Annotated in this window: 22 protein-coding genes; 15 read left to right on the top strand and 7 right to left on the bottom strand. The window is 60.6% G+C overall.

Features of this window, described 5'->3' with window-relative positions:
• Positions 1-845: 845 nt before the first annotated feature.
• Positions 846-1,742, bottom strand: coding sequence for an aminotransferase class IV (locus E4021_RS07285; protein WP_136457881.1), 897 nt, complete (start codon positions 1,740-1,742; stop codon positions 846-848).
• 10 nt (positions 1,743-1,752) lie between these two features.
• A complete protein-coding gene (locus E4021_RS07280; protein WP_246050244.1) occupies positions 1,753-2,481 on the bottom strand; it encodes a sulfotransferase-like domain-containing protein in 729 nt (242 codons plus the stop codon).
• A 333-nt stretch (positions 2,482-2,814) separates the two neighbouring features.
• On the opposite strand from E4021_RS07280, the gene E4021_RS07275 reads away from it, so the two are divergent.
• The 7 genes from E4021_RS07275 to E4021_RS07245 all read left to right on the top strand — a co-directional run bounded on the left by E4021_RS07275 (position 2,815) and on the right by E4021_RS07245 (position 11,836).
• Positions 2,815-4,626, top strand: a complete 1,812-nt coding sequence (locus tag E4021_RS07275) for a UbiD family decarboxylase (protein ID WP_136457879.1) — start codon at positions 2,815-2,817, stop codon at positions 4,624-4,626.
• Between the two features lie 42 nt (positions 4,627-4,668).
• Positions 4,669-5,856, top strand: a complete 1,188-nt coding sequence (locus tag E4021_RS07270; RefSeq protein WP_136457877.1) for a molybdopterin molybdotransferase MoeA — start codon at positions 4,669-4,671, stop codon at positions 5,854-5,856.
• Positions 5,857-5,865: 9 nt separating this feature from the next.
• On the top strand, positions 5,866-6,942 hold the full coding sequence (locus tag E4021_RS07265) for an NTP transferase domain-containing protein (protein ID WP_136457875.1): 1,077 nt from the start codon (positions 5,866-5,868) through the stop codon (positions 6,940-6,942).
• A 221-nt stretch (positions 6,943-7,163) separates the two neighbouring features.
• The gene (locus E4021_RS07260; protein ID WP_136457873.1) at positions 7,164-7,721 is read left to right on the top strand and encodes a type IV pili methyl-accepting chemotaxis transducer N-terminal domain-containing protein; all 558 of its coding nucleotides are present in this window, start codon (positions 7,164-7,166) and stop codon (positions 7,719-7,721) included.
• Positions 7,722-7,835: 114 nt separating this feature from the next.
• The gene (locus tag E4021_RS07255; RefSeq protein ID WP_168797507.1) at positions 7,836-8,921 is read left to right on the top strand and encodes a GNAT family N-acetyltransferase; all 1,086 of its coding nucleotides are present in this window, start codon (positions 7,836-7,838) and stop codon (positions 8,919-8,921) included.
• 37 nt (positions 8,922-8,958) lie between these two features.
• Positions 8,959-9,759, top strand: a complete 801-nt coding sequence (locus tag E4021_RS07250) for an enoyl-ACP reductase FabI (RefSeq protein ID WP_136457869.1) — start codon at positions 8,959-8,961, stop codon at positions 9,757-9,759.
• A gap of 100 nt (positions 9,760-9,859) precedes the next feature.
• Positions 9,860-11,836 (top strand): putative porin, encoded by a 1,977-nt coding sequence (locus E4021_RS07245; RefSeq protein WP_136457867.1) that lies wholly within the window; start codon positions 9,860-9,862, stop codon positions 11,834-11,836.
• Between the two features lie 207 nt (positions 11,837-12,043).
• Here E4021_RS07245 and E4021_RS07240 read toward each other — a convergent pair whose 3' ends face one another.
• Together E4021_RS07240 and E4021_RS07235 are read right to left on the bottom strand one after the other, a co-directional pair.
• Complete coding sequence (locus E4021_RS07240) at positions 12,044-13,306, bottom strand: NAD(P)/FAD-dependent oxidoreductase (protein WP_136457865.1); 1,263 nt, start codon at positions 13,304-13,306, stop codon at positions 12,044-12,046.
• A gap of 100 nt (positions 13,307-13,406) precedes the next feature.
• The gene (locus tag E4021_RS07235) at positions 13,407-14,192 is read right to left on the bottom strand and encodes a M48 family metalloprotease (RefSeq protein WP_136457863.1); all 786 of its coding nucleotides are present in this window, start codon (positions 14,190-14,192) and stop codon (positions 13,407-13,409) included.
• Positions 14,193-14,422: 230 nt separating this feature from the next.
• Here E4021_RS07235 and rnr point away from each other — a divergent pair, with 230 nt between their 5' ends.
• On the top strand, positions 14,423-16,666 hold the full coding sequence (gene rnr, locus E4021_RS07230; RefSeq protein ID WP_136457862.1) for a ribonuclease R: 2,244 nt from the start codon (positions 14,423-14,425) through the stop codon (positions 16,664-16,666).
• A gap of 452 nt (positions 16,667-17,118) precedes the next feature.
• Here the strand turns inward: rnr and tnpA are convergent, their stop codons facing one another.
• On the bottom strand, positions 17,119-17,664 hold the full coding sequence (tnpA, locus tag E4021_RS07225; protein WP_136457860.1) for an IS200/IS605 family transposase: 546 nt from the start codon (positions 17,662-17,664) through the stop codon (positions 17,119-17,121).
• 1,007 nt (positions 17,665-18,671) lie between these two features.
• Here tnpA and E4021_RS07220 point away from each other — a divergent pair.
• The 4 genes from E4021_RS07220 to E4021_RS07205 are packed head-to-tail and all read left to right on the top strand — an operon-like array spanning position 18,672 to position 21,036.
• On the top strand, positions 18,672-19,190 hold the full coding sequence (locus E4021_RS07220) for an OmpH family outer membrane protein (protein WP_136457858.1): 519 nt from the start codon (positions 18,672-18,674) through the stop codon (positions 19,188-19,190).
• Positions 19,191-19,233: 43 nt separating this feature from the next.
• The gene (locus tag E4021_RS07215) at positions 19,234-19,740 is read left to right on the top strand and encodes an OmpH family outer membrane protein (protein WP_136457856.1); all 507 of its coding nucleotides are present in this window, start codon (positions 19,234-19,236) and stop codon (positions 19,738-19,740) included.
• Between the two features lie 8 nt (positions 19,741-19,748).
• A complete protein-coding gene (gene murI, locus E4021_RS07210; RefSeq protein WP_136457854.1) occupies positions 19,749-20,558 on the top strand; it encodes a glutamate racemase in 810 nt (269 codons plus the stop codon).
• A 10-nt stretch (positions 20,559-20,568) separates the two neighbouring features.
• Positions 20,569-21,036, top strand: a complete 468-nt coding sequence (locus E4021_RS07205) for a DinB family protein (RefSeq protein ID WP_136457852.1) — start codon at positions 20,569-20,571, stop codon at positions 21,034-21,036.
• Between the two features lies 1 nt (position 21,037).
• Here the strand turns inward: E4021_RS07205 and E4021_RS07200 are convergent, their stop codons facing one another.
• Together E4021_RS07200 and E4021_RS07195 are read right to left on the bottom strand one after the other, a co-directional pair.
• Positions 21,038-21,370: a response regulator gene (locus E4021_RS07200; RefSeq protein ID WP_246050243.1), complete on the bottom strand. Its 333-nt coding sequence runs from the start codon at positions 21,368-21,370 to the stop codon at positions 21,038-21,040.
• 46 nt (positions 21,371-21,416) lie between these two features.
• Positions 21,417-22,883, bottom strand: coding sequence for a sensor histidine kinase (locus E4021_RS07195; RefSeq protein ID WP_136457848.1), 1,467 nt, complete (start codon positions 22,881-22,883; stop codon positions 21,417-21,419).
• Positions 22,884-23,332: 449 nt separating this feature from the next.
• Between E4021_RS07195 and pnp the strand changes: the two genes are divergently transcribed.
• The 3 genes from pnp to E4021_RS07180 all read left to right on the top strand — a co-directional run bounded on the left by pnp (position 23,333) and on the right by E4021_RS07180 (position 26,365).
• Positions 23,333-25,639 carry a polyribonucleotide nucleotidyltransferase gene (pnp, locus tag E4021_RS07190; RefSeq protein ID WP_136457846.1) on the top strand — a complete coding sequence of 769 codons (2,307 nt, stop codon included), beginning with the start codon at positions 23,333-23,335 and terminating at the stop codon, positions 25,637-25,639.
• Between the two features lie 121 nt (positions 25,640-25,760).
• Entirely contained in the window at positions 25,761-26,003 is a 243-nt protein-coding gene (locus tag E4021_RS07185; RefSeq protein ID WP_136457844.1) for a hypothetical protein, read from the top strand.
• On the top strand, positions 26,000-26,365 hold the full coding sequence (locus E4021_RS07180; protein ID WP_136457842.1) for a hypothetical protein: 366 nt from the start codon (positions 26,000-26,002) through the stop codon (positions 26,363-26,365). Before E4021_RS07185 ends, E4021_RS07180 begins: the two co-directional genes overlap by 4 nt.
• The last annotated feature ends 49 nt before the right edge of the window (positions 26,366-26,414 follow it).

The following is a 26,414-nucleotide window of genomic DNA, read 5'->3' as shown; positions in this document are numbered from 1 at the left end:
ATTCCGCTGATTGGGGCACAGATTAAGGCGCAGATTACTCTCCCTTGACTTCTATGAAGCCAGTCGGCCGACCGAAAAAATCTGCGCCCAAATCTGCGCAAGAATCTGTGTGATCTGCGTTTCAAAAATGCTTAGAGCGCCAGAGACGCTAAAAAAGGTTACCGCAGATTTCGCTGATTGGGGCACAGATTAAGGCGCAGATTAATCCCCCTTAACTTCTGGCAGGCCAGCTGTGCGAGTGAGAAAATTCTTAGAATCGGAGGTTAAGACAATTCCTTCGTCCTTTTGTCTAGCTACAAAAGGACCAAAAAAGCACGCCTGTGATATCGCCTTAATCGGTCGTCGGAACCCAAAAGGGCGGAATGCTGCAAACTCGCTGCACGATCCGTTCTCTGCTGCCAGCCTATCGATAATTCCCCATCTGCTATCCAATCCGAATCTTCAGCCCGCTCAAACAGTGCAGCCTTCTTTTTCGCCCTTCTGCGCCCCGCCGCCCGGGCGATCTCAAGGGCGGTACACACTACGTTTCGGTGCCTACCAGTAATTCGTATTCCTTGGTATGCGACGAAAAAAGAGTACACTTCGCGTTCGAGCCGCCGAAGGCGGAATAATCTGCGAAATCCGCGAGCAGCGCGAGCGAAAAAATCTGCGCCTAAATCCGCGCAAGAATCTGTGTGATCTGCGTTTCAAAAATGCTTAGAGCGCCAGAGACGCTTAAATGCTTACCGCAGATTTCGCGGATTGGGGCGCTGATTGGGGCGCAGATTACTCTCCCTTGACTTCTATGAAGCCAGCCGAGGAGCCACAAAAACCTAAACATCCGTGGTAGAAAAATCTCACAAGGCCTACAGCAAACGCGTACCCCCGCTCTCGGTAAGTGCCCGGAACAACCCCTGCACTCGCTCCAGTACCGATTCCGAATGTTTGTTGATGATCTCGCGGCCATCGATCGCGCGGACGCGCGTAAGCTCACCCATCGTGCCCGTGGTAAATACCTCATCGGCGACGTAAAATTCGCTGGGGGAGAGGCGCGCCTCCTCGCAGGGGATCCCATTGTCGCGGCAGAGCTGCAGCACGGTAGCGCGGGTGATACCCGGCAGACAGTAGTCCGCCCAGGGGGTACGCACCTTGCCGCGACGGATCAGGAAGACATTTACGCCATTGGCTTCCGACACGAATCCGTCCTTGTCAAGCATCAGGCCGGCGTCGGCACCCGCGTGGTTGGCTTCGATCTTGGCCATGATGTTGTTGATCAGGTTATTGTGGTGGATCTTGCTGTCTACGCTCATCGGACTGTTGCGGCGCACCGAGCTCGTGGCCAAGGTGATCGATTCCGGGTACACGGGAGGCTTGTGCTCGGCCAGGACAATGAGGGTGCAGCCCCGCTGGTTGAGGCGAGGGTCCATGCCGGAGGTGATCTTCTCGCCGCGGGTAAGGGTGAGGCGGATGTGCACGTCGTTGTGCATGTCGTTGGTGACTAGGGTTTGCCGGATGGCGTCCACTACGGTTTCCCGGCTGGGGACGTTCTGAAACCAGAGCGCGTGCGCCGAATCGAAAAGCCGGTCGAGATGAGCGTCGAGGCAGAATACCCGTCCGTCGTACACCCGCAAGCCTTCCCACACGGCGTCGCCGCCCTGTACGCTGCTGTCGAAGACGCTGACCTTGGCCTCGGCGCGCGGCAGCAGCTGTCCGTCGATGTAAACCTTGATATTTTCGTTGGCGGGGTTGAATCCTTGGAGCATGGGTGGGGTTTCAAAGGGCGTGTTTCAGCAGGCGCTGGTAGATGGGGGAGCATTGGTCGGCCACGGCGGCGAGGGCGGGTGAAAGTTCGATCACCTTCCGGGGGCGGGGCTCGAAGCCGGTACTTTGGTGGACACCCGCGTACCAGTGCTCGGCCCAGACGCCGTCGTAGGGCTTCGGACCGGCTTCCCACTGCAGCATGGCGGGGTCGTAGTCGATGTCCAGTCGCCGGCACAGCCGCTCGATCACGCCGGCCGGATCGTCGAGCAGGCGGCCGGCGTCGACCACCGCCGAGAGGCTGCCGGTGACGGTGAGGCGGTTGAACAGTTCGCCCTGCTGGGGCAGGCCGACGTCTTCGGCGGTCACCCCCCGCTCGATCACCTTGCCGAAGGAAGCCAGAATTTCGTGGGGGTCGCGGATGAGCAGCACGTTGGTCATGGGGTAGAGGAAGTCCGGCTCCAGGTTCACCAGGTGGTGCGTCATTTGCTTGAAGACCACGTTCTCGGTGCCGTAGTCGTGCTCGCGCAGCGTATCGACCACCTTCGCGCCGTCGTTCTCCTGCGCGGCGAGCACCGCCTCCCGGCCGGGGTGGTGGGCCTCGGTGGGTTGGTGGGTGAGGTAATGGGCGTAAAGGGGCTCGTCAACCACCGTAGTATCCCCGCGCTGGGCGAAGGCATACATCAGGGCGGTACTAATATTACGCGGCGATGACCACAGGTTGATGCGTCGGCGGGTTCTCATGGTATGGGCAAGAAAGACAAACAATCCAAGAAAAAGGACAAAGGCAAGAAAAAGAAATGCTGCGAGAAGTACATCAAAAAGGGCAAATACTGCAAGCGCTGCCCCTTGGCACCCGACTGAAGCTGCGCCGAATGCGTGAATCCGGTTTGTAAAACCACCGGCGAACCCCTAGCTTTGAAGGAACCTTAATATGTGTCAATACCACTACGGTGTGAATGAAGGATTTTCAGTGGTAATCCACCCCCGACCGGTCCGGTCGGGGGTTTTCCTTTTTTACCGGTCGCTGTCGGGCCGTTCCGACAACCAAAGTCCGGCCCGGCCTATTTACCCAGCATGTACGCTTCCCTCCGCGCCGCCGCCGACGATCTCGAGCGCACCGGCCAGCTCCTCCGCATCCCCGAAGAAGTAGATCCCGACCTGGAAATGGCCGAAATTCACCGGCAGGTGTTCGACCGCCAGGGCCCGGCCATCCTCTTCGAGCGCGTCAAGGGCAGCCCCTTCCAGGCGATCTCCAACCTCTACGGCACCACGGAGCGCACCGACTTCCTCTTCCGCAATACCCTGCCCGCCGTCAAGAAGGTGGTGGAGCTCAAGGCCGACCCCGCCAACTTCGCCAAAAACCCCCTGCGCTACGTCGGGAGCCCGCTCACCGCGCTTTCCGCCCTGCCGCGCCGGCACCTGCGCCCCGCCGTCAAATACGCCCAGACGACGATCGACCAGCTCCCCCTCGTGAAGTCGTGGCCCATGGACGGCGGTGCCTTCGTGACCCTGCCCCAGGTGTGCACCCTGCCGCCCGACAGCCGCAAGCCCATGGACAGCAACATCGGCATGTACCGCATCCAGCTCACCGGCAACGACTACCGCCTGAACCAGGAGATCGGACTCCACTACCAACTGCACCGCGGCATCGGCATCCACCACACCCAATACAACCGCTCGGACGCCCCCTTCCGCTGCTCCATTTTCGTGGGCGGCCCTCCCAGCCACGCTTTCTGCGCCATCATGCCCCTGCCGGAGGGACTGACCGAAATGACCTTTGCCGGCATGCTGGCCGGTCGGCGCTTCGGCTACGCCTGGGACCGCGACTGGCTCCTCTCCGCCGATGCCGACTTCGTCATCACGGGCACCATCCGCAAGGGAGAGAAGAAACCGGAAGGGCCCTTCGGCGACCACCTGGGCTACTACTCCCTGCAACACGACTTTCCGGTCATGGACGTCGAGACCGTCTGGCACCGTAAGGACCCCCTCTGGCACTTCACGGTGGTGGGGCGTCCGCCGGCCGAGGATTCCAGCTTCGGCTACCTCATTCACAAGATCGTCAAGGAGCTCACGCCGGGCGAGTTCCCCGGCATCCGACAGATCAACGCCGTCGACGAGGCCGGCGTCCACCCCCTGCTGCTGGCCATCGGCTCGGAGCGCTACATGCCCTTCCGCGAGCGGGTGCCGGAGGAGATCATCACCCAGGCCAACCGCATCCTGGGCAGCGGGCAGACGAGCCTCGCCAAGTACTGCCTGATCGCCGCCGACGAGGACGACCCCTCCCTCGACGCCGACGACCAGCCGGGCTTCTTCCGCCACCTGCTCGAACGTTTTGACCCCACGCGCGACCTCCACTTCCAGACGCGCACCACCATCGATACCCTCGACTATAGCGGCTCCGGCTGGAACGCGGGCTCCAAACTCATCTGGGCCTGCCGGGGCGACCGTCGCCGCGAACTTTCATCTAAGGTCCCCGCCTCCCTTGAGCTCCCCGAGGGCTTTCAGCGGCCGAGGACGGTCGCGCCGGGTATTCTGGCGGTCACGGGCCCCGGCTTCACCCAAGAAGACGGCTACGCTTCCCTGCAACCCTTTTTGCGGCAGCGCGCGGGTGCCGAACTGCTGGACCGGGTGCCGCTGATCGTGGTTTGCGACGACAGCGACTTCCTGGCGGCTTCCTTCCCCAACTTCGTCTGGGCCACCTTCACGCGCAGCAACCCCAGTCACGACATCCACGGCATCGACGCCTTCACCGTGCACAAGCACTGGGGCTGTCGCGGCCCGGTGGTCATCGACGCGCGCATCAAACCCTGGCACGCACCCGGACTAGTGCCCGACCCCGCGGTACAGGAACGGGCCGCGCAGATTCTCGACCGCTATTTGCCCTAGCGCGGTCAACCCAGAGGCGCTCACGTCCGTATTCCTGCTATCATGATCGACTATTCCACCGCTCTGGACCTCGTGCTGCAGCAATCCTTCGATTGGGGGGTAGAACGCGTAGCCCTGGCGCGCGCCGGAGGGCGCGTACTCCGACAGCAGGTCTACGCCGACCGCGACCAGCCGCCCTTCGACCGCGTGGCCATGGACGGGATCGCTTTCGACTTCGCCGCGTACGCCACGGGGCAGCGCCGCTTCCCGGTTTCCCACCTGGCCCCCGCCGGTCGCGCACCTGAGCCCCTGCGGGATGCAAAGCAGTGCGTGGAGGTCATGACCGGCGCGCCGCTCCCCCCGGGAACCACTACGGTCGTGCGCTACGAGGACCTGAAAAAGGACGGCGAAACCTTCACCGTACCGGACGGTGTGGAAGACGGCCGTAGCATTCACCGGCGTGGAAGCGACGCTCTTTCCGGCGCGTTGATGATGGAGCCGGGGCGGGTGATCGGTCCGGCGGAAATGGCCGTGCTAGCTACCTACGGCGTGGCGAAAGTGGCGGTGAGCCGGCGCCCCCGCGTAGCCATTGCCTCCACGGGTGACGAGGTGGTCGACGTCGACGCTCAGCCCCTGAACCACCAGATCCGCAGTTCCAACGTCCACCAGCTCGCGGGCCTTTTTCGCGCGGTCAACATCGAGCCCACCCTGGGTCACCTGCCCGACGCACCCGATCGGGGCCGGGCCACGCTGCGCGATCTCCTCAAAAACCACGACCTCCTGCTCCTAAGCGGCGGGGTCTCAAAGGGTAAGCTCGACCACGTGCCCGAGTGGCTGGCCGCCGCCGGCGTGGAGTGCCTGTTCCACCGGGTGGCCCAGCGGCCCGGCAAGCCCCTCTGGGTGGGGCGGACCAGCGGCACGATGGTCTTTGCGCTGCCCGGTAACCCCGTTTCCAGTCTGGTTGGCGCGGTGGCCTACGTAGGCCCCTGGCTGCGCCACCGTCTGGGTGTCCCGGAACCCCGAGCGGAAGTGAAACTCACCGAAGCGGTCGAGTTTACCCCGCCCCTGACGCTGTTCCGCGCCGCTTCCGTCACTGCCGCGGCGGGAGAGCTGCGGGCGCAGCCGGTCCGCAACGGGGGCAGCGGCGACCTCGTGAGCCTGCTGCGTACCGACGGCTTTGCCGTCCTGCCGGCCGACCGCGACACCTTCGCCGCCGGGGAGTGTTTTCCCTATTTGCCCTTACGCCTCTAAAAAAAAGTCATGCACCACAAGCACCCCAAAATCGCCCGCCCCGCCATCGGCCGGTACGCCCGCACGGAATTTGCCCTGGTAGGTTCCACCTGCGCGCGGATGGAGCAGCTGATGCGCGAATGGATGCGCGAGTTGTCCGGTTCGTACCGCTGTCTGACCGTCACCGGTGAGCACCAGGAGCCGGAAGTGCCGGCAGCGGCGCGCTACGGTCGCAAGGCTTTTGCTTCCGATCACCTTTCCTGGACCAATTTTGACGACCGGCTGCTCGGTGGCGGGTACGACCTGGCCCTCGTCAATGGCAACCACTATCCGGCCGCCCGACAGATCGTTTTCATCGACGCCGAAAAGGCGGGCACGCTGGAGCGCCGCCGCGAGCAGTTGACGGACGTGGTGGCGGTGATCCACGTGAATGGTGATCTGCCCGATTGGCTGCCGGAAGCGCCCGTGTTGCCACTGGATAGGGTAGGGGAGGTGCCGGCCCTGATTGCCGAGGCCCTTGGTGAAGCGGTGCCCCCCTTACGTGCGCTCATCCTGGCCGGTGGCCGGAGCCAGCGCATGGGGGAAGACAAGAGCCGCATCGTGTACCGCGACGGTCAGACCGAAGTCGAGAGACTCGCCGGTCTCTGCGTGGCGCTCGGCGTACCCGCTTCCGTGTCCGTCCGCTCGGAACAGGACGGGGAAGGCTTTTCCCTGCCCCTGGTCACCGACCGCTTTGTGGGGCTGGGCCCAGCCGGCGCGATCTGCTCGGCCTTCCTGTCCGACCCGGATGCTGCCTGGCTCGTGCTGGCCTGCGACCTGCCCCTGCTGGACGAATCCACGCTACGCCGGCTCATCGACGCGCGCCGGCCCGAGCGGGTGGCCACAGCCGTGCGCGGTCCGGAGCAGGAATGGCCCGAACCCTTGGTCGCCATCTACGAGCCGCGGGCCTACCAGCGCCTGCTCCGCTTCCTGTCGCTGGGTTATGCGTGTCCGCGCAAGCTCCTCATCAACAGCGATACTGAGGTGCTAACGTTGCGCGAGGCCCTGCCGATCACGAATGCCAATACGCCCGAGGAGCGCCGCCGGGTCCAGAATATGTTGGGATAAGGAGTCTGGGCAGGTCGCCTGTCACGGATATTTTGAATAGTCCTACCTTGTCAGCATGGATCGTTTGCTGCAGGATACCGGCCGGACAGCCGCCCCGGTCATCGGGGCCGGGGGAAATGCGCTGCGTAAAGGGGTGGTGATCACCCCTACCAGGGAGGACCACCCGGGGGTAGACCAAAGTTCGGTATACGTCACCGGCAGTCTCCGGAATTCACTAATGCATGGGTAACCCTTTTCCTTTACCTCCACGCGGTTCCCGCGGCCCACACCTGCTGGCAATCTTTCTGATTGCGGTGTTACTGGTGGTTGAAACGGTGCTCGTGGATGGTTATCTGATGGAGCAACGGCGGGACGCGGAAATCATCAACGTAGCCGGCCGGCAGCGAATGCTCAGTCAGCGCATCGCCAAACTGGTGGCTCTGGATTACCCGGAAGTAGGATCCGACATCAGCGAATGGCGCGCCCGCCACGATTGGCTGAAGGACGACCTGGCCGGCCGGCCCGTTCACGCGCGGCTGCTGGCGTTGGACAGCCTGGTATATGCCCTGTCCGCCGCCGCCCGGGCTCCGGCACAAAGTGTTGAGCGGGGCCGGGAGGTGAATCAGCTTGCGGACGAGTTCCTGCTCGCCATGGACGCCATAGTAGACGAACTGAGCCTGGCCGCAACCAACCGGGCCGACCAGCAACGGCACCTTGATTATTGGCTGACGGGACTTGCGCTGGGCATCTTGCTCCTTGATCTGATCCTGATGTTCCGGCCGTGGCGAAGGGTTTCATAGCCGGATATCTATGCGAAGTGTCGCGCTGAGTATCCTTCCGACTGAATTTAAACAATTTGGCTACCCGGAGGGGTTTATTTTTATCGCCTCGTTACCCTCCTTATTCTACGCCCCTTGGCCACTCACATTATTCACCCCCGACAGTTTCTTGAACCGGAAAACCTGGATGCGTTTCTGGAGCGGGGCTGGCGCCCAACGGGACAGTCGATCTACACCTCGGATTATTTGCGGACGGACGACGACGAGCTGCACGGTTGCCTGCAGATTCGGCTGCCACTGAAGAATTTTTCCTTCAAGAAGCGACACCGCAAATTGCTGCGCAAGAACAAAAAACGCTTCCGGGTACAACACCAGCGGGCACGACAGCCCGACGAGGAGCTGCTCCGCGTAAACCGCCTGTATATGGCCGAACACCCGGACAAGACCCGCGAGGACCTGGAGTACAACGTCTTCAGCGATACCGGGCAGCAGGTGCTCGACACCCGCGTCCTGCGGATATACGAAGGGGAGCGGCTGGTGGCCTTCAGCTATTTCGACGTGGGCCGCCGGGTGATGTACACCAAGGCCGGCATTTATGATCCCGCCTATTCGAGCGCCAGCCTGGGACTCTACACCATGCTGCTGGAGGTGGAGATGAGTCTGCACCTCGGCCTGTCGCATTATTACCCGGGCTATTATTCGCCGACCTTTCCGGCCTTCGATTACAAACTGCGGCTCGGGGCCATGGAATACCGCGACATTCCCACGGGGACGTGGCGACCCCATAGTATCGGTTCCGGTCACGATCCCGCCGATCCCCTGGTCATCAACCGGCAGCGGCTGCAGGAAGCCCAGCAGGCCCTGACCGAGGTGGGCGTACGGGCCCAGTTCCGGGAATATCCCTCCTTTACCGGCCGTTTCCGCCCCGTGCAGCAGGGGGAAAACGTAATGTTGGATGCTCCGCAGTTGCTGCTGATCGGTCGGCCGCTGCCCCTGGAATTTTATTTTGTTCTGACCTACGACAACGAGGCGCAGCGGTACCGCTACGACGTGGTGCGCACCGCCAATCTCTACGATATGCGGGTGCAGGTGCTCAGCAAGGGGGGTACGCCCCGCTTCACCACGCCCGTGGTGGTCCACAACCGCATCGTGGAATCGGACAGTCTGCCGCTGATCGTCCAGAAAGTCTGTGAACGGGTGGAGGGCAGCTCAAAACCCTAACCATTACCTTTGGCGCTCATACGTAAACGAAAGCTATATGAGCCCCCAACTTCTAGCCGGTAAACGCGGCGTCATCTTCGGAGCCCTTGACAACCAAAGCATCGCCTGGCAAGTCGCCGAGGTATGTGCGGAAATGGGCGCCACCTTCACCCTGACCAACGCCCCCGTGGCGCTGCGCTTCGGCAGCCTCAACGAGCTGGCCGAAAAGCTGAACGCCGAGGTCATTCCGGCTGACGCCACGAGTCTGGAGGACCTGCAGCATCTTTTCACCCGCTCCGAGGAGGTCCTGGGAGGAAAGATCGACTTCGTGCTCCACGCCATCGGAATGTCGCTCAATGTTCGCAAGGGGAAGGAATACACCGACCTGAAGCACGACTGGATGCTCAAGACCTTCGACATCAGTGCGGTGAGCTTTCACAAGATGTGCCAGGTCCTCTACAACGGCAATCACATGGCCGACTGGGGCAGCATCCTGGGCCTCACCTATATTGCCGCCCAGCGCACCTTCCCCGACTACAGCGAGATGGCGGAATCCAAGGCCCTGCTGGAAAGCTTCGCCCGCAGCTTCGGCTACCACTTCGGCGAGAAGAACAACGTTCGGGTCAACACCGTAAGCCAGTCGCCGACCATGACCACCGCCGGTAAGGGCGTGAAGGGATTCGATGAGTTCTTCGGCTATGCCGACAATATGTCGCCCCTCGGCAACGCCCCCGCCCGCGCTTGCGGCGAGTACTGTGCCACCCTGTTCAGCGACCTGACCCGCTACGTCACCATGCAGAATCTTTTCCACGACGGCGGATTTAGCAACATGGGCATGAACCCCAAGGCGCTGAAGTAAAGCTCCTCAGCGTCCGGCCCCGCCGAATCGATCCCCCCCGGCCCGCGCCCCGCGCGGACCGGGGGGGATCGATTCGGGAATGATTTTCGTTTGATTGCGTATGAGAAGGAACCTGAGCCACTGTTGCCTGCTCCTGCTGCTGTTGCTCGGCACCGGCGTCCGCGCCCAGATCCTGGATCCGAGTGATACGGGAGAGCTGGACCCCGACGACCCGGACTACGACGCCGCCTCGGCCCGCCGCGGCTCCCCGCAGGACCAACGGATCATCGCGCCCGATACTTTCGGCATCTTCCTGTACCGCGTCGACAACCCGAACCGCGAAGTGCGCTTCGCGGATAGTCTCCTCAACGGCTTCCAGCAGTACGCCCCGGATCAGGCCGTGCCCTTCGACTACGCCACGCTGGGGCAACTCGGCTCGGCGGCCTATCCCCTCCGCTACACGCCCGACTACCGGCGCGGGCTGGAGGTGGGCTTCCGGCAATTTGACCTGTATAAGGTAGACGCCAATAACCTGGATTTTTACCGCCTCGAGCGTCCCTTCACTTACCTGCGCTACCTGCGCGGCAGCGAACAGAACGACGGCATGCTGACGGCGCGGTTCAGCCGGAACTTCGCCGATGGGGTAAACCTGCTACTTAACTACGAGCGAATCTTCCAGGTGGGCGACCAGGACCAGTACCCGGGCGCGCGCGTCCGCAACACCCAGGTGGCGGTGGGCGTATCGGTGCGGCCGGTGGGGAGCCGTTACAATAGCTTCTTCAGCTACGCGGCCAATACCTTCGAATCCGAACAAAACGGAGGGATCGCCGACTTCGGGACCGCCGCCGACCTCGGAGAGATCGACAACCTGGCCCAGCTGCGGCCTTTCCTGGAAAGCACCTTCCTGCGGCACGCCTACCGGGAGTTTGCCGCCACCCAGTACCTGCAATTCGGCGCCGCCCGGGATACGCTGACGGGCCGCGAACGGCGAGCCTTCACCCTTCAGCATCAAATAAAAATCGACCAGCAGCAGTACCGCATGAGCAGTCTGCGCGCCGAGAACGATACCAGCTTTTACCGCCTCAATCCGCTCCTCGACCTGGATGCAAGGGGCGTGCGGAACCTCATCACCCACGACCTCGTCAGCAATGAACTGGGCTTCTCCACCTACCGCCGCGGAAGCTCGGCCAGCCGGGAGACCGTGCAGCGTGATGTATTGGAGGCAAGTCTTACGCACCAGTGGCACCGCGTGGGCGGCGACCGCGGCGACAGTACCGTCAACTTCCTACTGGCTAACGCCAGCATCGGCCTGCGCCCCAGCGACCGGGTTCAGCTCTTGGTTGAGGGACAATTGAACCTCATCGGCCAAATCGGCGACTACCGGGTCGCGGCCACGGGCGAGCTGGACCTCGGCGCGGCCGGAAAGCTGGAGGTAGGGGCGGTCAATCAGCTCTATTCCCCGGATCTGGTACAGCGTACCTACCGGCTGAATGATGTCTTGCTCTACGACCGCGACTTCGGCAAGACCCTCGAACTGCGCCTGGAAGGGGCCTACACCCTGCCCTTCGTGGGCGTGCGCGCGGGCATGGCCTACAGCCTGCTGACGAACTACATTTACTTTGACGAGGCTGGCTTGCCGCAGCAGAGCGACGGTCCGCACAGCATCCTGCAACTAACCGCCGAGCGGAACTTCACCCTGGGCAGCTACCGCTTTGACAATCGACTGCTGCTGCAGCAAGCCGACGAGGCCGTGTTTCGCCTGCCGCAGCTTTACGGCGAGCACAGTCTGTACTACGCTGGCAAATGGTTTGGCGTACTCAATGTAAATCTCGGCGTCGATGTACGGGTGGTGAGCGGCTGGCGGCCCCGGTACTACAATCCGCTACTGCAGCAATTCCAGTTGCAGGACCGGCAGCAGACCGACCTGTACGTCCAAGTGGACCCCTTCTTCAGCCTGCGCGTCACGCGGTTCCGTTTTTTTGTAAGGTATATCCAGGCGCAGACCATCTTGAACGATCGTTTGCTTTACCTGACGGCGGAGCATCCCTACCCGGATCACGCCCTGCGGCTGGGGGCGAGCTGGCGACTGCTGGATTGATTCGTGCGGTTTGATGGGGCCATAAATCCACCAGTAAAAACCGGGAATAGACCCCAAAAAAAGAACCTCCTGGCCCGCATAATGGGGTCGGAGGCTCACTTTACACTCACTAGTATATATGAAACTTAATCAACTACCTGCCTAACTACGGCAGATCGCCTTTTGTTACAAAAAGGCACACATTTTTTGTTCTCTTTAACATATGCATCATTTACGCGCTACGGCCGGTACCTGGCCGGTTTTCGTGCGGAAGAGTTTCCACCAGAAAGTCGGCTTCACCAGTTGCTTCCGGAGTTCGAAGTCGGTGTACATTCTACAGAGCAGTTCGATGACCTTAGGGTTGGCTGCCACGATGCCCGTAAGCAAATTTGTTATCCATTTGTACTGCATAATTTGCTGCATCCGGTAGCTCAGGCGCAGTTCCGTGCGTAGTACCCGTTCGATCCGCACGTCGTAGGCCGCCAGGAATTCGGCGTCAAAGCGGTTTTCGGCCAGACACTTCTCGGCCAGTTCGGCGGCGATGAAGCCGGAGTAGACCGCATTGCCGATCCCTTCCCCGGTCAGGGGGTCAATCAGATGGCCGGCGTCGCCCGTGAGCAGGTAGTGGTCGCCGGATAGGGTACGGTCCTTGGAGCCCAGGGGCAGGCCGTACCCGACGGTCGGATCGATCTGTTCCGCGTCGCGGAAGCGGTCGCGAAACTGCTCGGAGGCGACGATGACGTCGAGTTCCTTACGCAGGTTAAGCCCCTTCTTTTTCACGATATCGGAGCGCATGCCCAGTCCCACATTGGCCTCCCCGTTGGGCAGGGGGAAGATCCAGAAGTAGCCGGGGTTGTAGGCGTCCAGAAAGTGGAGTTCGATGAAGTTGTCGGGGTGGAAGCCGGTCACGCCCCGGTAATAGGCCCGCACCGCCGCGGCGTGGTGGTCCTTGTCGGTCTCCTGTCCGGCCTCGTGCCGGCTGAACCTGCTGTGGGCCCCGCTGCCGTCGATGAGCAGTCGGCATTGCCATTCCCGGCCGTCTTTGGCGCGGAGGAGGTACCCTTCTTGCGTACGTTCGGTGGTCTTGATCTCGGTGTTGAGGATCAGGTCGATATCCGGCCGGCGGCGCACCTCCTCGATCAGGAAGGCGTCGAAGTCTATCCGCTTGCTCACGTAGCCCGGCGCCTCATCGGGGATGCGTTCGTAGCCCACCTTGAAGGGTAACTCGATCAGCTTCTTGCTGGGGGGGTAAAAGCGGATCCCCCAAACGTCGGCCGGCGAGAACCGCTTGCGGAAGCGGTCCATGATGGCGGGGTCCAGCCGGTTGAGCAGGGTAGGCACCTTGCCGGAGATCGCGTCGCCGCAGACCTTGTCGCGGGGAAAGGTGGCCTTGTCGATCAGCGTACTGGGGATGCCGAGGTAGGAAAGTCGCAGGGCCGTGGCCGCGCCGGCAGGTCCGGCACCGATAATGACAATGGGCGTGGGGGTCATGGCGGCAAAGGTAAGGTAAGCCGCGAAGGCGTTCGCTTTTGCGCGCGGGGCGGCGGCGCGCAGGTGCGGTGCAATGGGCCAAGACCGTGCTTTGCGGGTGCTACCGCAACCTGGCCTGAAACTCCTGGAAGCTTTCCACGTCGGCGGTGGCGGTACTGCAGTTCTTTTCGTCGGCCCGCTCGTTGATGGCTTCCACCCGGTTGTCGGGATTGGGGTGGGTGCTGAGGAATTCCGGCGGACTGGAGCCGTCCTGAATCGACATAAAGAATCCTGCGGCTCCATTGGCGGCGTACCGGGTATTGCAGAGGTAGTCTACCGAGCGGGCGTCGGCTTCGGACTCGTCGCCCCGGCTGAAACTGAGGGTGAGCAGGCTGCCGGCCACCTGGCTGAGCAAGCCCGGATCGGCATTGCCGGTTATCAGGCTAAGCAGGGTGGACAGGCCAAACTGCTGCGTCAGCTGATCGGTGGAATGGCGTTCGGCGGAGTGGGCGATCTCGTGTGCCAGCACCCCGGCCAACTCGTCGCCGGAGTCGAGGGTCTGGATCAGGCCGGTGTATACGTACAGGAACCCACCCGGGGTGGCGAAGGCGTTCTCTACGTCCTGATTGATGATCGCTACCTCGTAGGGAAAGATATCGCGGTAGGGTACCATGCCCTGGTTAACGATCTCGTCGACCATGCCCTGCAGGTAGGCGTACGCCTGCGGGTGGTCGGCGGGGTCCAGAATGGGGAAATCCGAAGGTTTGCTGCGGATCTCGGCGTCGGCTCGCCGGCCAAGTTCGAGATCCTGTTCCACGGAGAAGACGTTGATGTCGCCATCTTCGGAGCAAGCGGAGAAGGTGGACAGCAAGAGGAGCAACGACAGGAGGAAAACGGAGCTTTTCACGGTAGGCTTTTCCACCCAAACCCGGTCGGCAGGCGGTCAGGTTCGGTGGCGGACGGGAGATTAGCGGTACTGTTCCCGGCACCCGCGCGCCGCCGCCCGGACGGGGCAAGGACTAACAAACATCTGACGCATTTAGGTGTTGCCCAACTAGTAATTCAGAAACCCACATATCCGATGCGCCAGTTATGCGCACCGATCGCTCAAAGGGGGCGGTCGCATTGATACCTTACATGTCTAACAAAAATACGAAGAGCGGCAAGCTCAAAGCCCGCGATTTGGAGCGTGTCCTGTACCAGGAATTCAAAGCCAACGCGCGCAAACAACTTAACCCCAAGCAACTCCAGCGGAAATTAAAGGTCAAAAACAGCCGCGAGAGCATACAATCGGCCCTCGACAAGATGGTCGAAGCCGGCAAGATCAAACAGAACGGCGACCACCAATACCAGTTCAACCGCAGCGAATCGACCAAGCGCAGTAGCCAATACGCCGAGGGACGGGTCGACATGACCCGCAGCGGCGCCGCATACATCATCATGGACGGTGAGGCCCTCGACATTTTTGTGTCGCAGAACCGCCTCGGCAACGCCCAGGACGGCGACAAGGTCAAGGTACGCTACTGGACGCCCGGCGGCCGCCGCAAGCCGGAAGGAGAGGTCGCGGAGGTGCTGGAGCGCAGCGTGACCCACTTCGTGGGCACCCTCAAGATTCACGAAAAATTTGCTGAGGTCGTCGTCGACGGGCCCGGTGGCAAAACGATCAGCGTGGCCGTACACCGTGCCGAACTGATCGGCGCAAAGAGCGGGGAAAAGGTAGTCGTGCAGATCGTCGACTGGGAAGAGAACCGCTTCGGCCAAATCAGCGGTAAGATTACCGCCGTACTGGGCGAGCCCGGTACGAGCAATATCGAGATGCAGGCCATCCTGATCAATAACGGCTTCCAGATCACCTTCTCCGATGCCGTACTGGCTGAGAGCGAGGCGCTGCCCGGAGAGATTACGCCCCAGGAAATCAACATCCGCCGCGACATGCGGGAGGTGACCACCTTCACGATCGACCCCCTGACCGCGAAAGACTTTGACGATGCGCTGTCGATCCAGACCCTGGAGGACGGCCAAATAGAGGTTGGTATTCACATCGCCGACGTGAGCCACTACGTGAAGCCCGGCAGTGCCCTGGATGAAGAAGCGGCCAGCCGGACTACCAGTGTGTACCTGGTGGATCGGGTGTGCCCCATGCTGCCCGAGCGGATCAGTAACGAGCTTTGCTCGCTGCGGCCCAATGAGGACAAACTGACCTTCAGTGCCATCTTCAAGTTCGACCCAAAGAGCTTCAAGGTAACCGACCGCTGGTTCGGCCGCACGGTCATCCACTCCAACCGCCGCTTTACCTACGAGGAAGCGCAAGAGGTGCTGGACAGTGGGGAAGGGGACTTCGTCGACGAACTGGATCTGCTCGACCGGATTTCGGATAAGCTGCGCAAGCGCCGCTTCAAGGAGGGTTCGATCGACTTCAACACCAACGAAGTACGCTTCCGCCTGGATGAGAACGGCAAACCCCTGGAGGTCTACATCAAGGATCGCATCGACACCAATATGTTGATCGAGGACTTCATGCTGCTGGCCAACCGGGAAGTGGCCGGGTTTATTAAAAAGAAAGAGGAGCGGCTGAAGCAGAATATCCCCTTCGTGTACCGCGTGCACGACGAGCCGGACATGGACAAGGTGGCCGAACTGGCCAACTTCGCCGCCGCGCTGGGATACGAGATGGACCTGAGGTCGCCCAAGGCCGTGGCCCAGAGCTACAACAAGCTACTGGCGAAGGCGGATGAGGATCCGCTGGTCAAAATGCTGTCGCCCATCGCGATCCGTACGATGTCGAAGGCGGTCTATACCACCCAGAACATCGGTCACTACGGACTGGGCTTTGAAAACTACACGCACTTCACCTCCCCGATCCGCCGCTACGCCGACGTGCTGGTGCACCGCCTGCTGGAGAAGAACCTGGAAGAGGGCAGTCTCTATAAGGCGAATCCGGAAAAGCTGGAAGAAACCTGCAAGCACATCAGCAGTCAGGAGCGCAAGGCCGTGACCGCCGAACGGGAAAGCATCAAATACAAGCAGACTGAGTTCATGCTCGATAACGTCGGAGCGGAATACGACGGCGTGATCAATGGTCTGGCCGACTTCGGCGTATTCATCGAATTGGTGGAGAACTTCGTGGAGGGCATGATCCCCTTCGACAAGATGGACGAGCCGTACGACCTGAGTGCCGGCAAGCTTTCCATCGTGGGCAAGAAGTCGGGCAAGAAACTCAAGATGGGCGACCTCGTCCGCGTCCGCATCGAGGACGTCGACCTGGACCGCCGCCGCATCGACATGTCGCTCGTCGAGGTGCTCAAAGTGCACGGGGAACCGGAAAAGAAAAAGCAGGATAAACCGAAGGGTCGGGGGAAGCGTCGGAAGATGCGTAGCTGATTATTTGGTGGCCCTTCCCGGTGATCGTATTTCGCTGGGGGCGCTGGAGGCTTCGCTTCGCTACTCCCCCAGCTTACGGGTCTGGGTGCCCTCCGGGCCCAGTTCGTCCATGATTTTGTGGTTGTGGTAGGGATGTAAGGCATCGCAGCGCTGGGGCTTTGCATCTCTGTTCCCCCAGCTGACTGGTCTAGGTGCCCTCCGGGTCCGGTCCACCTATATCATTCGGGCGGCCCTGGAAGGGACGCATTGGAATAGGGAAGGGAACCAGAGTCCTGCAGGGACGAGGTGGCCCTTCCCGGTGATCGAATTCGCTGGAGGCGCTGAGGGCGCTGGGGGCTTCGCTTTGCTACTCCCCCAGCTTACGAGTCTGGGTGCCCTCCGGGTCCGGTTCGTCCATGATTTTGTGGCTGTGGTAGGGATGTAAGGCATCGCAGCGCTGGGGTTTCGCTTCGCTACTCCCCCAGCTTACGGGTCTGGGTGCCCTCCGGGCCCAGATGGTCTTGGCAATTGGACTTTGGTTCGGAAGGAAAAAGGTATTGGGGATCGTAGTCCAGATCGAATTCGCGGAGAAATTTCAGCATTTCGGCCTCGAAGGTCAGACGGGCGGTCATTCGATAGTTTTCCTGACTGCCGTAGTGATGTTCCTTTTGGCGCTCCACGTAGCGTATGATGCCGTCCACTTTGCGATAATCTACGGAGTGACAACCGTAGCCGTTCTGCCACCAAAAATCCGGATACCCGTTCTTGCCCATCCACCGGGAGCTTTGCGACTTGATGTCTTCCAGGACCTTAGCTATGGAGATTGTGCGGGGCAAACCGTGGACGATATGGACATGATCCAGTGTCCCACCGATGGCGTACACCCGGCACCCCATAAGCTGGAGGCGACGCGAAAGGTAGCTGTACAACTCCTGCTCTACGCGCGGATGGATGGTAGGCCGGCGATACTTGGTGCTGAAAACCGTGTGGAGGACGATGCGGAGGTAGGATTGTGGCATTTTAGGCGTAAATAAAACAAATAATTTTAAAACCTTCGATTTCGTCGAGGGCTCCGCTTCGCTACTCCCTCGGCTTACGTGTGTGCGTGCCCTCCGGGCCCGGTCCGGCCATGATTCTGCGGCCCTGGAAGGGACGACATACCCTTTCCGAGAATGATTTCGCTGCGGGCTTCGCTTCGCTGCTCCCCCGACTTATGGTTCTGCGTGCCCTCCGGGCCCGGTCCGGCCATGATTCTGCGGCCCTGGAAGGGACGACATACCCTTGCTGAAAATGATTTCGCCGCGGGCTTCACTCCGCTGCTCCCCCGGCTTATGAGTCTGCGTGCCCTCCGGGCCCGGTCCGGCCATGGTTGTGCGGCCCTGGAAAGGACGACATACCCTTGCTGAAAATGGTTTCGCCGCGGGCTTCGCTTCGCTACTCCCCCGGCTTATGGGTCTGCGTGCCCTCCGGGCCCGGTCCGGCCATGATTGTGCGGCCCTGGAAGGGACGACATACCCTTGCTGAAAATGATTTCGCCGCAGGCTCCGCTTCGCTGCTCCCTCGGCTTATGGGTCTGCATGCTCTCCGGGCCTGGTCCGGCCATGGTTGTGCGGCCCTGGAAGGGACGCAGCGAAGTAGGGAAGGGAACCAGAGTCCTGAAAGGACGATGTGGCCCTTCCCTACCCGGAAAGGACGATGTTGCCCTTCCCTACCCGGAAAGGACGATGCCGCCCTTCCCCACCCGGAAAGGACAATGTGCCCCTCCCCGGTGAAAACAATTACCCCCAAACCACGAAAAGGCAGCCCACAGCCCCAAGACCAAAACCGCCCAGCCGTTAATATTAGGTTAAACAGGCCCCGTCCCGACAGCGGAAATGAGCCGATAAGGGTTTGGTAAGCAAGGAATTACGCGAATGATCGGAGAATTAAAACTTCCTTATCGAAGTAACTTCAAGTGTCTTTATGCGTCTATTCCTTAGCAGATCGGCACGTGCCTCTGTACTTTTGTCATCCAAAATTTACCTCCATGCGTTTTCGCAACTATTTGATGGTCGCCATTTTGGCCTTTGCCGGCTTTGGCGCCCAGTTGTCCGCCCAAAAGATCGCCTCCATCGATATGGAGCGCATCCTCACGAGCATTACCGAATACCAGGAGGCCCAGGAACAGCTCGATCAACTCGCCGCCAAGTGGCAGCAGGAGATCAACCAGGAGTATGACGCCATCAAGGGAATGTACAATAAGTACCAGGCCGAGCAGGTGCTCATGACCGACGAGCAGCGCCAGAGCGAAGAGCAGGCCATCATCGATCGGGAAACCCAGGTCCGCAACATGCAGCGCGATCGCTTCGGCCCGGAAGGTGCCCTTTTCCAGCGCCGCCAGGAACTGGTCAAGCCCATCCAGGACGCCGTATACGAGGCCGTAGAAACCTACGCCACCCAGAATAACTACGACTTTATCTTCGATCGCGCCGGCGCCGCCGGAATCATCTTCTCAAGTGATCAGTACGACAAGACGGACGAAATCCTGCGCGCATTGCGCAACTAACCCCCCGTGAAGGTCCAGAAGTACTAACCCCTAAATTTCAACCATGCACCAAGTATTCAAATTCACCTTTGTTGCGCTCCTCCTTCTGGTAGCGACCTCCGTGGCCACCGCCCAGAAATTCGGTTTCGTGAATTCGGCCGAGATCCTCGCCGATCTTCCCGCCATGAAAGCCGCCGAGTCCAATCTGGAAGGACTGCAGAAGCAACTCCAGAAGAAAGGCCAGGCCATGGTGGAGAGCTTCCAGACCGACTACCAGGCACTCCAGGCCCAGGCCCAGCAGGGTACCATGAGCCCCAAGCAACAGCAGGAAGAAGCCGCCAAGCTCCAGAAACGCGAGGAGGAAATCGGCAACTTCGAGCAGACCATGATGACCGACCTGCAGAAGAAGCGGCAGGAACTGCTGGAACCGATCTACAAATCCGTCAACGACGCCATCAAGGCCGTAGCGGAAGAGAACGGCTACCAGTTCATCTTCGATCAGCAGGTCCTCCTGTACGGTCAGGACAGCCAGGACGTCAGCGCGCTCGTTCGCGCCAAGCTCGGCCTCTAACCGCTGCAGTGTACCTGCCTCCCCATAACGGATCTATTGGAGTCTTCGACTCCGGCATTGGCGGCCTTTCGGTCGCCAATGCTATTTGTGGGCTACTCCCCCGCGATTCCCTCCTGTACGTATCCGATAACCACCACGCACCCTACGGGGCGCGCACCGATCGCGAGGTGCTCGCGTTCAGTCGCCAGATCACCGATTTCCTGCTGTCCGCCGGCGTAAAGTTGGTAGTAGTCGCCTGCAATACCGCCACGAGCATCGCCATCGACGGCTTGCGGGAAGCTTATCCGGACGTGCCCTTTGTCGGACTCGAGCCGGCCGTGAAACCCGCGGCCGACGGGCGGCACATCGGCGTGATGGCCACGGCCGTTACCCTGCGCAGCAGCCGGTACCAGTCCCTCAAGGAGCGTTACCTCACCGACCGCCCCGTCTGGGAAAGCCCCTGTACCGGCCTGGTGGAACGCATCGAGGCATTCGGGGCGGGCTCACCGGCAGTACGCGACTATTTAGCTGAACTGTTCCGGGAGGCCGATTCCCTGGATACCGTAGTCCTCGGATGCACCCATTACCCCCTGGTCATTGAGGACATACGTGCGGCCCTCCCCCCTGGCGTAAATGTGATCGATCCATCGGGGGCGGCGGCGCGACAGGTGCAACGCCTGCTGGAAAAGCGGGGCTTGCTGGTTTCGGAACCGACGGACCCGGCACGCTACGACTTCTACTGCACCGGCGGAAGCGCCCCCCTGCAACGGACCCTGCACGCCCTGCCCGCGCTGAATACCGGTCGGCGGTGGGTGGTACCTTACCTTGGCTTGAAATAAGCCATCGCGTATGAATGCAAGCCTTACCCTCGCCCTGCAATACCACGAGCAGATCAGGAAAAATATCCTGGCCCTCACGGAAAGCATGAGCCTGTCGCAGCTCAACCAGGTGCCCGAAGGAATGAATAACAACCTGATCTGGAATGCGGGGCACGTCATTGCCACCCAGGAATTGCTCGTCTTTGCCCTGGGCGGGCACCGGACCCCCAGCGGAAAAGATTTCATCAACCGCTACCGCAAGGGTACGCGACCGGAAGGCGAAGCCGGGGCCGAGGAATACGGTTTAATTCGCGCAGAATTACTGGACGGCCACCGCAGGTTGCGGGAGGCCTGCACGGACCTGGACTGGTCGGCATACAACCCGTACGAAACCAGTTTTGGCATCACGCTGTCCGGCCTGGAGGAGGCGGTGGAATTCAACAACCTGCATGAAGCGATGCACTTCGGTACCATGATTGCCCTGCGCCGGTTGGTTTGAACTAGCCGAAATGGCGATTGAGCAAAGCAGTGATCTTTTCCTGGGTCAGGGGCTTGGCCTCGTGGCCGTCGACCACGCTGTAGGCGCGATACCGCTCGTGTTCGGGATCCCCGGCGGAGGAGGTAAGCATGGCGATGGTCACCCGGGCGCGATCCTCTTCACGGAGGTGCTGGTATTCATCCAGGAAACCCCAGCCGTCCATTACGGGCATGTTGATGTCGAGAAAGAGCAGGTCGGGGCGGGTAGGGCGACTTCCGTCGGGCAGTCGACTAGTGAAGTACTGCAGGCCTTCCCTTCCATTGGCGCGGACGACAATCTCTTTTGCGACCCCCATTTTGTTGAGGCGCCGCGTGTGAATGAAATTATCAGCGTCTGAATCGTCAATGAGTAGTACGCACCCTAATTTCTTCTTGGTCATAACTCCTTGGAATACTAACGGTAAAGGTACTTCCACTGCCCGGTTGACTGTCCACCGTGATCGTACCGTGGTGTAATTGTACGATTTTTTGGCAGAATGCCAATCCTATTCCCTGCCCGTCGTAGTCTTCCGGACGATTTAAGCGGGTAAACAGCTCGAATATCTTCTGCTGGTCCGCGTGGCTCATCCCAATGCCGAAGTCCTGCACGGAAACACAGGTTTGGTCCTGAGATTCCTCGCCGGAAATGATGATCCTCGGCGGGGTGCCGGGAGAGTGAAACTTCAGAGCATTGGAGATGAGGTTCTGGAAAAGCTGTCGCATCGCCACCGGATAACCCACCAACTCCGGCAGGGGTCCCACCTGGATGGAAGCCTCGGTTTCCTCGATCCGGCCCTCCAGGTTTTCTATGGCTTCTTCAACGGAGCGGGAAAGGTCGAGGCGCGTAGGTTCTTCGGTGCGGCCGACGCGACCGAACTGGAGCAGGGTCTCAATGAGGTTGCTCATCCGCTGCGTGGCCCGGTAGATGACCGACAGGTGGGAACGACCGGCCTCGTCGAACTGGTGATCGTAGTCTTCCTTCAACACTTCCACGTAGTTGCTCACGGTACGCAGGGGCTCGCGCAGGTCGTGGGAAGCGATGTAGGCGAACTGGTCGAGTTCGCGATTTTTGAGGTTGAGGCTGTGGATCAGGTCGGTATTCATCTTTTCCACCCGCCGACGTTCGACGATCTCGTCCGAAAGCTTCTTATTGGAGGCGCTGATGCTGGAGACCAGGGGCTGCAGCTGATTATAGATGTAATAGAGCACCGTGGCCAGGCCGAGGGCTCCCAGAAAGCGGAGGATGGTCGTAACCGTACTGAGGTTATCCAGTTGGCTTTGCCGGACGCGTACGTCGCGGTATTCGGCTTGCCGGAGCAATTCTACGTTGCGCCGGACGCTGTCCATGTAGGTCCGCCCGCGCTCGGAGCGTAGTATCTGGTTAAGGGTGGCGGTATCGCCCGTGTACTGTAGTTCGAGGGTTTCCTGGATATCCCTGAACTTGAGGTCAGTGAAGTAGCGCAGGCGTTCGGCGCGGTCAAGCTGCAGGGAATCGCGCCTTACCTCTTCGAGGATGCGGCCGGTAATGGCGGCTACGGAGTCACGCGTTCCGGCGGCGTAAGGAGCAAGGTAGCGGTATTCCTTGGTGAGGAGATAACCGCGCTGACCGGTCTCCGCATCCTGCACGGTGGTGAGCAGCATGCCCAGGTCGCGCTCGAGCCGGAGCGCGTGGTTGAGTTTCTTGCGCACGTCGATCGCCGCGATCTCCGTGACAATGGAAGCCAGGACAATAAGCGTGAGCAGGCTTAACCCCATAAAGAGGATGCGGAAAAGGCGATGGCTTTTCCCCGATACGTGATCGGCCTGCTGATTATTGGATGGTGTAGACAAGGGAAGGTGGGAAAAGGCGAATGATTGAAATCGAGCAAGTGCTCCCGCGGTGCAGGCTTACGGGCAACAATTGCTACGAATTCAGTTTCACGAATCTACGCCCTGGAGAGGGACTAGCAATGGTTAATTTCTCTTATTGACCGGCCCGTCGGGCGCGTAACATGGAATTTCCGTCCGGACCGAAAAGTTTCGTATATTCGCCGCGATACAAAATGACTAAATGAACTGCCGCGACAGTGCGGTATCCGTCGGTCTCCAGCGACCCCCGGCGGGAATGAGCAACATTCGTGGTGATCAACCACGTTCCACGGCTGGTTTTCAGTGCCGCCCGGCACCCGCGGACCCGCCCTCACCCCCTTCCGCTTTGGTGTTTTGTGTCAATGCTCCCGTACCGTCTCGGCGGTGGGGGGGTCAACGAACGCATATTATCATTTAAAGTCCAATCAATAATGGGTAATCAAACCCCAATGTCGGTGAACTTCGAACTGCCCAACGGGCGGGAAGTCACCATCGAGACCGGCAAACTGGCCACACAGGCCGACGGCTCAGTCGTAGTCAAGTGTGGCAAGACCATGCTATTCTGTTCCGCCGTTTCCAGCACCAGCGTGCGCGAAGGCCAGAACTTCTTCCCCCTCAGCGTGGATTACCAGGAGAAGTTTGCCGCCGCCGGCCGGATCCCCGGTAACTTCTTCCGCCGCGAGGCACGACTGAACGACTACGAGATCCTGATCTCGCGCCTGGTCGACCGCGCCATCCGTCCGCTGTTCCCCAAAGGGTACATGTTTGACACCCAGATCATCATCAACCTCATCTCCCTGGATGAAGAGGTGATGCCCGATGCCCTGGCCGGTCTGGCCGCTTCGGCCGCCCTGACCTGCTCGAATATTCCGTTTGAAGGCCCCATCTCCGAATGCCGCGTTGCCCGGATCAACGGCGAGTACGTGGTGAACCCCGACCGTACCCAACTGGTGGATGCCGACCTCGACCTGATCGTCGCGGCCGACCGTTCCAACATCATGATGGTGGAAGGCGAAGGCAAGGAAGTTGAGGAAAGCGCCATCCTGGAGGCTCTCAAGGTGGGCCACGATGCCATCCGTACCATGTGTGACGCGCAACTGCGCCTCCGGGAAATGGTGGGCGACAAAGCCACCACCCGCGAAGTGGAGACCCACGAGATCGACGCCGAGGTACTCAGCTACGTGGAAGGGAAGGTGAAGGAGGAAATCCTCCGCGTATCCCGTAGCGCCTCCAACAAGGCCGACCGCAAGAAGGCCTTCAAGGAAGTAAAGGATAACTTCAAGGAAGCCGCCCTGGAAGAGAAAGGCGAGGAGTGGATGGAAGAGCACAAGGAGGACGTAAGCGCCGCCTACGACAAGGTGCAGAAGAACACTATCCGCAATATGATGCTCGACGAGAAGAAGCGCCTCGATGGCCGCGCCTTCGACGAAGTACGCCCCATCTGGACGGAGGTAGATTACCTGCCCGCCGCCCACGGTTCCGCCATCTTCAACCGCGGAGAGACGCAGTCGCTGACCAGCCTGACGCTGGGTACCAAGACCGACCAGGCGATGGTCGACGTTGCCCACAGCAACACCTACGACAACTTCATCCTGCACTACAACTTCCCGGCCTTCTCGGTAGGGGAGACCAAGCCCATGCGCGGCCCCGGCCGCCGCGAGGTAGGTCACGCCAACCTGGCCGGCCGCTCCATCCGGCAGGTACTGCCCGATGACATGACCCACACCATTCGACTGGTGTCCGATATCCTGGAATCCAACGGATCGAGCTCTATGGCTACCGTCTGTGCCGGATCTCTGGCCCTGATGGACGGCGGTGTACAGATCAAGCGCCCCGTAGCCGGCATCGCCATGGGTATGGTAGCCGAAGGCGACAAGATTGCCATCCTCAGTGATATCCTCGGCGACGAGGACGCGCTGGGTGATATGGACTTCAAGGTCACCGGTACCACCAAAGGTATCACCGCCTGCCAGATGGACATCAAGATCGACGGACTGCCCTACGAGCAACTCGAGCAGGCACTGGAGCAAGCCCGCGTCGGCCGTCTCCACATCCTCGGAGAGATGGACAAGACCCTCAGCGAGCCCCGCGAGGACATCAAGCCCCACGCTCCCCGGATTGTCAAGCTCATCATCGAGAAGAGCTACATCGGTGCCGTTATCGGACCCGGTGGTAAGATCATCCAGGAACTGCAGGAGCTTACCGGCACCAACATCAACATCGACGAGATCGACGGCAAGGGCCACGTGTCCATCGCCAGTTCGGATAAGGCCGCCATCGACGATGCCGTAGCCCGGATCAAGAAGATCACCTTCACCCCCGAAGTGGGTGGTGTGTACGAAGGTACCGTCAAGACGATCATGCCGTACGGCGTGTTTGTCGGCTTCGAAGGAGGCCGCGACGGACTCCTCCACGTAAGCGAAATGAGCCACAGCCGCATCGAAAGCGTCGAAGACGAGTTCGAGGAAGGCGACAAGGTGAAGTTCAAGATCGTGGACGTCGATGAGCGTACCGGTAAACTGCGCCTGAGCCGCAAGGCCATCATGCCCCGTGCCGATGGCACCATTCCCACCGACGAGGAGCTCGAAGAGGAACGGAAGGCATCGAAATCGCGCGGACGTGGTGATCGTGGCGACCGCGGCGATCGCCGTGGCGGCGGTGGCGGACGTGACCGCGGAGAGCGCCGCAACGGAGGCGGAGGCCGCCGGGGCGGACGTGATCGCGACGATCGCGACTAACCCTCTGGGTCCACCAAACGTTTGACGGGCGCCCGGCAGCAACTGCTGTCGGGCGCTTTGTCTTTTGGTGCCACCTTCTTCAGGTTGAAAACCTTATGGCTGAGCCGTCTGTAGTAACCCCATGGAACCCAAGCAGCCGCGGTCGGAAGTACCAGCGGAAAAATCCTCCGCCACCAAGGCCCTTACCGACCGGGCGGCCGAAACCTATCAGTGGTGGGACAACCTGGCCACGATCAATGCCGAAGACCCCTTTCTGGTGGGCGCGGTCAAGATCGGCGTCCGCCTGCTTGGCGTGGTGATTCTGCTGGCCCTCTCGCCCGTAATCCTGCTGGGCATCATCATCGCCTTCCTCGCCGTTTTATGAAAGTGCTGCTCAATCCCTGGTTCTGGCTCGTGGTGGTTGCCTTTCTGGTCCATCTTGTACTGAATCGGGTAGGGGGCCTCCAACTGGGGCTGGTCGATCATTACCTGGATCCTTTCTGTGCGGCCCCGATCCTGCTGGGACTCTGGAGCCTGGAACGCAACCTGGTATTCCGACGACCGCGGATCAGTGCGGTTGAAACGGCGGTGGCTACGCTGTTGCTGGCCCTGATTTTTGAGGAGGTGTTTCCGCGTTACGGAGAGGGCTTTCGCCACGACCTGCTGGATTACCTGTTTTACGGGCTGGGGGGCGTGTACTTCTATTTTCTGGTGAATGGCGGAGATAGGAGTGAGCCCACGGGGTGATGCTTGTCGGATTTTGACGGCGGGACTTACATTGTGGTAGCCCACCTCC

Source organism: Neolewinella litorea, assembly GCF_004803465.1.
GTDB classification, from domain to species: domain Bacteria; phylum Bacteroidota; class Bacteroidia; order Chitinophagales; family Saprospiraceae; genus Neolewinella; species Neolewinella litorea.
The sequence above is the reverse complement of the archived record's forward strand: the minus strand, read 5'-3'. Positions and strand labels throughout refer to the sequence as shown.

What these genes read in the sequence shown, in the direction of transcription:
- E4021_RS07285 (WP_136457881.1), bottom strand. Translation starts at nt 1,742, where the DNA reads ATGCTCCAAGGATTCAACCCCGCCAACGAAAATATCAAGGTTTACATC.
- E4021_RS07280 (WP_246050244.1), bottom strand. Translation starts at nt 2,481, where the DNA reads ATGAGAACCCGCCGACGCATCAACCTGTGGTCATCGCCGCGTAATATT.
- E4021_RS07275 (WP_136457879.1), top strand. Translation starts at nt 2,815, where the DNA reads ATGTACGCTTCCCTCCGCGCCGCCGCCGACGATCTCGAGCGCACCGGC.
- E4021_RS07270 (WP_136457877.1), top strand. Translation starts at nt 4,669, where the DNA reads ATGATCGACTATTCCACCGCTCTGGACCTCGTGCTGCAGCAATCCTTC.
- E4021_RS07265 (WP_136457875.1), top strand. Translation starts at nt 5,866, where the DNA reads ATGCACCACAAGCACCCCAAAATCGCCCGCCCCGCCATCGGCCGGTAC.
- E4021_RS07260 (WP_136457873.1), top strand. Translation starts at nt 7,164, where the DNA reads ATGGGTAACCCTTTTCCTTTACCTCCACGCGGTTCCCGCGGCCCACAC.
- E4021_RS07250 (WP_136457869.1), top strand. Translation starts at nt 8,959, where the DNA reads ATGAGCCCCCAACTTCTAGCCGGTAAACGCGGCGTCATCTTCGGAGCC.
- E4021_RS07245 (WP_136457867.1), top strand. Translation starts at nt 9,860, where the DNA reads ATGAGAAGGAACCTGAGCCACTGTTGCCTGCTCCTGCTGCTGTTGCTC.
- E4021_RS07240 (WP_136457865.1), bottom strand. Translation starts at nt 13,306, where the DNA reads ATGACCCCCACGCCCATTGTCATTATCGGTGCCGGACCTGCCGGCGCG.
- rnr (WP_136457862.1), top strand. Translation starts at nt 14,423, where the DNA reads ATGTCTAACAAAAATACGAAGAGCGGCAAGCTCAAAGCCCGCGATTTG.
- tnpA (WP_136457860.1), bottom strand. Translation starts at nt 17,664, where the DNA reads ATGCCACAATCCTACCTCCGCATCGTCCTCCACACGGTTTTCAGCACC.
- E4021_RS07220 (WP_136457858.1), top strand. Translation starts at nt 18,672, where the DNA reads ATGCGTTTTCGCAACTATTTGATGGTCGCCATTTTGGCCTTTGCCGGC.
- E4021_RS07215 (WP_136457856.1), top strand. Translation starts at nt 19,234, where the DNA reads ATGCACCAAGTATTCAAATTCACCTTTGTTGCGCTCCTCCTTCTGGTA.
- E4021_RS07205 (WP_136457852.1), top strand. Translation starts at nt 20,569, where the DNA reads ATGAATGCAAGCCTTACCCTCGCCCTGCAATACCACGAGCAGATCAGG.
- E4021_RS07200 (WP_246050243.1), bottom strand. Translation starts at nt 21,370, where the DNA reads ATGGGGGTCGCAAAAGAGATTGTCGTCCGCGCCAATGGAAGGGAAGGC.
- pnp (WP_136457846.1), top strand. Translation starts at nt 23,333, where the DNA reads ATGGGTAATCAAACCCCAATGTCGGTGAACTTCGAACTGCCCAACGGG.
- E4021_RS07185 (WP_136457844.1), top strand. Translation starts at nt 25,761, where the DNA reads ATGGAACCCAAGCAGCCGCGGTCGGAAGTACCAGCGGAAAAATCCTCC.
- E4021_RS07180 (WP_136457842.1), top strand. Translation starts at nt 26,000, where the DNA reads ATGAAAGTGCTGCTCAATCCCTGGTTCTGGCTCGTGGTGGTTGCCTTT.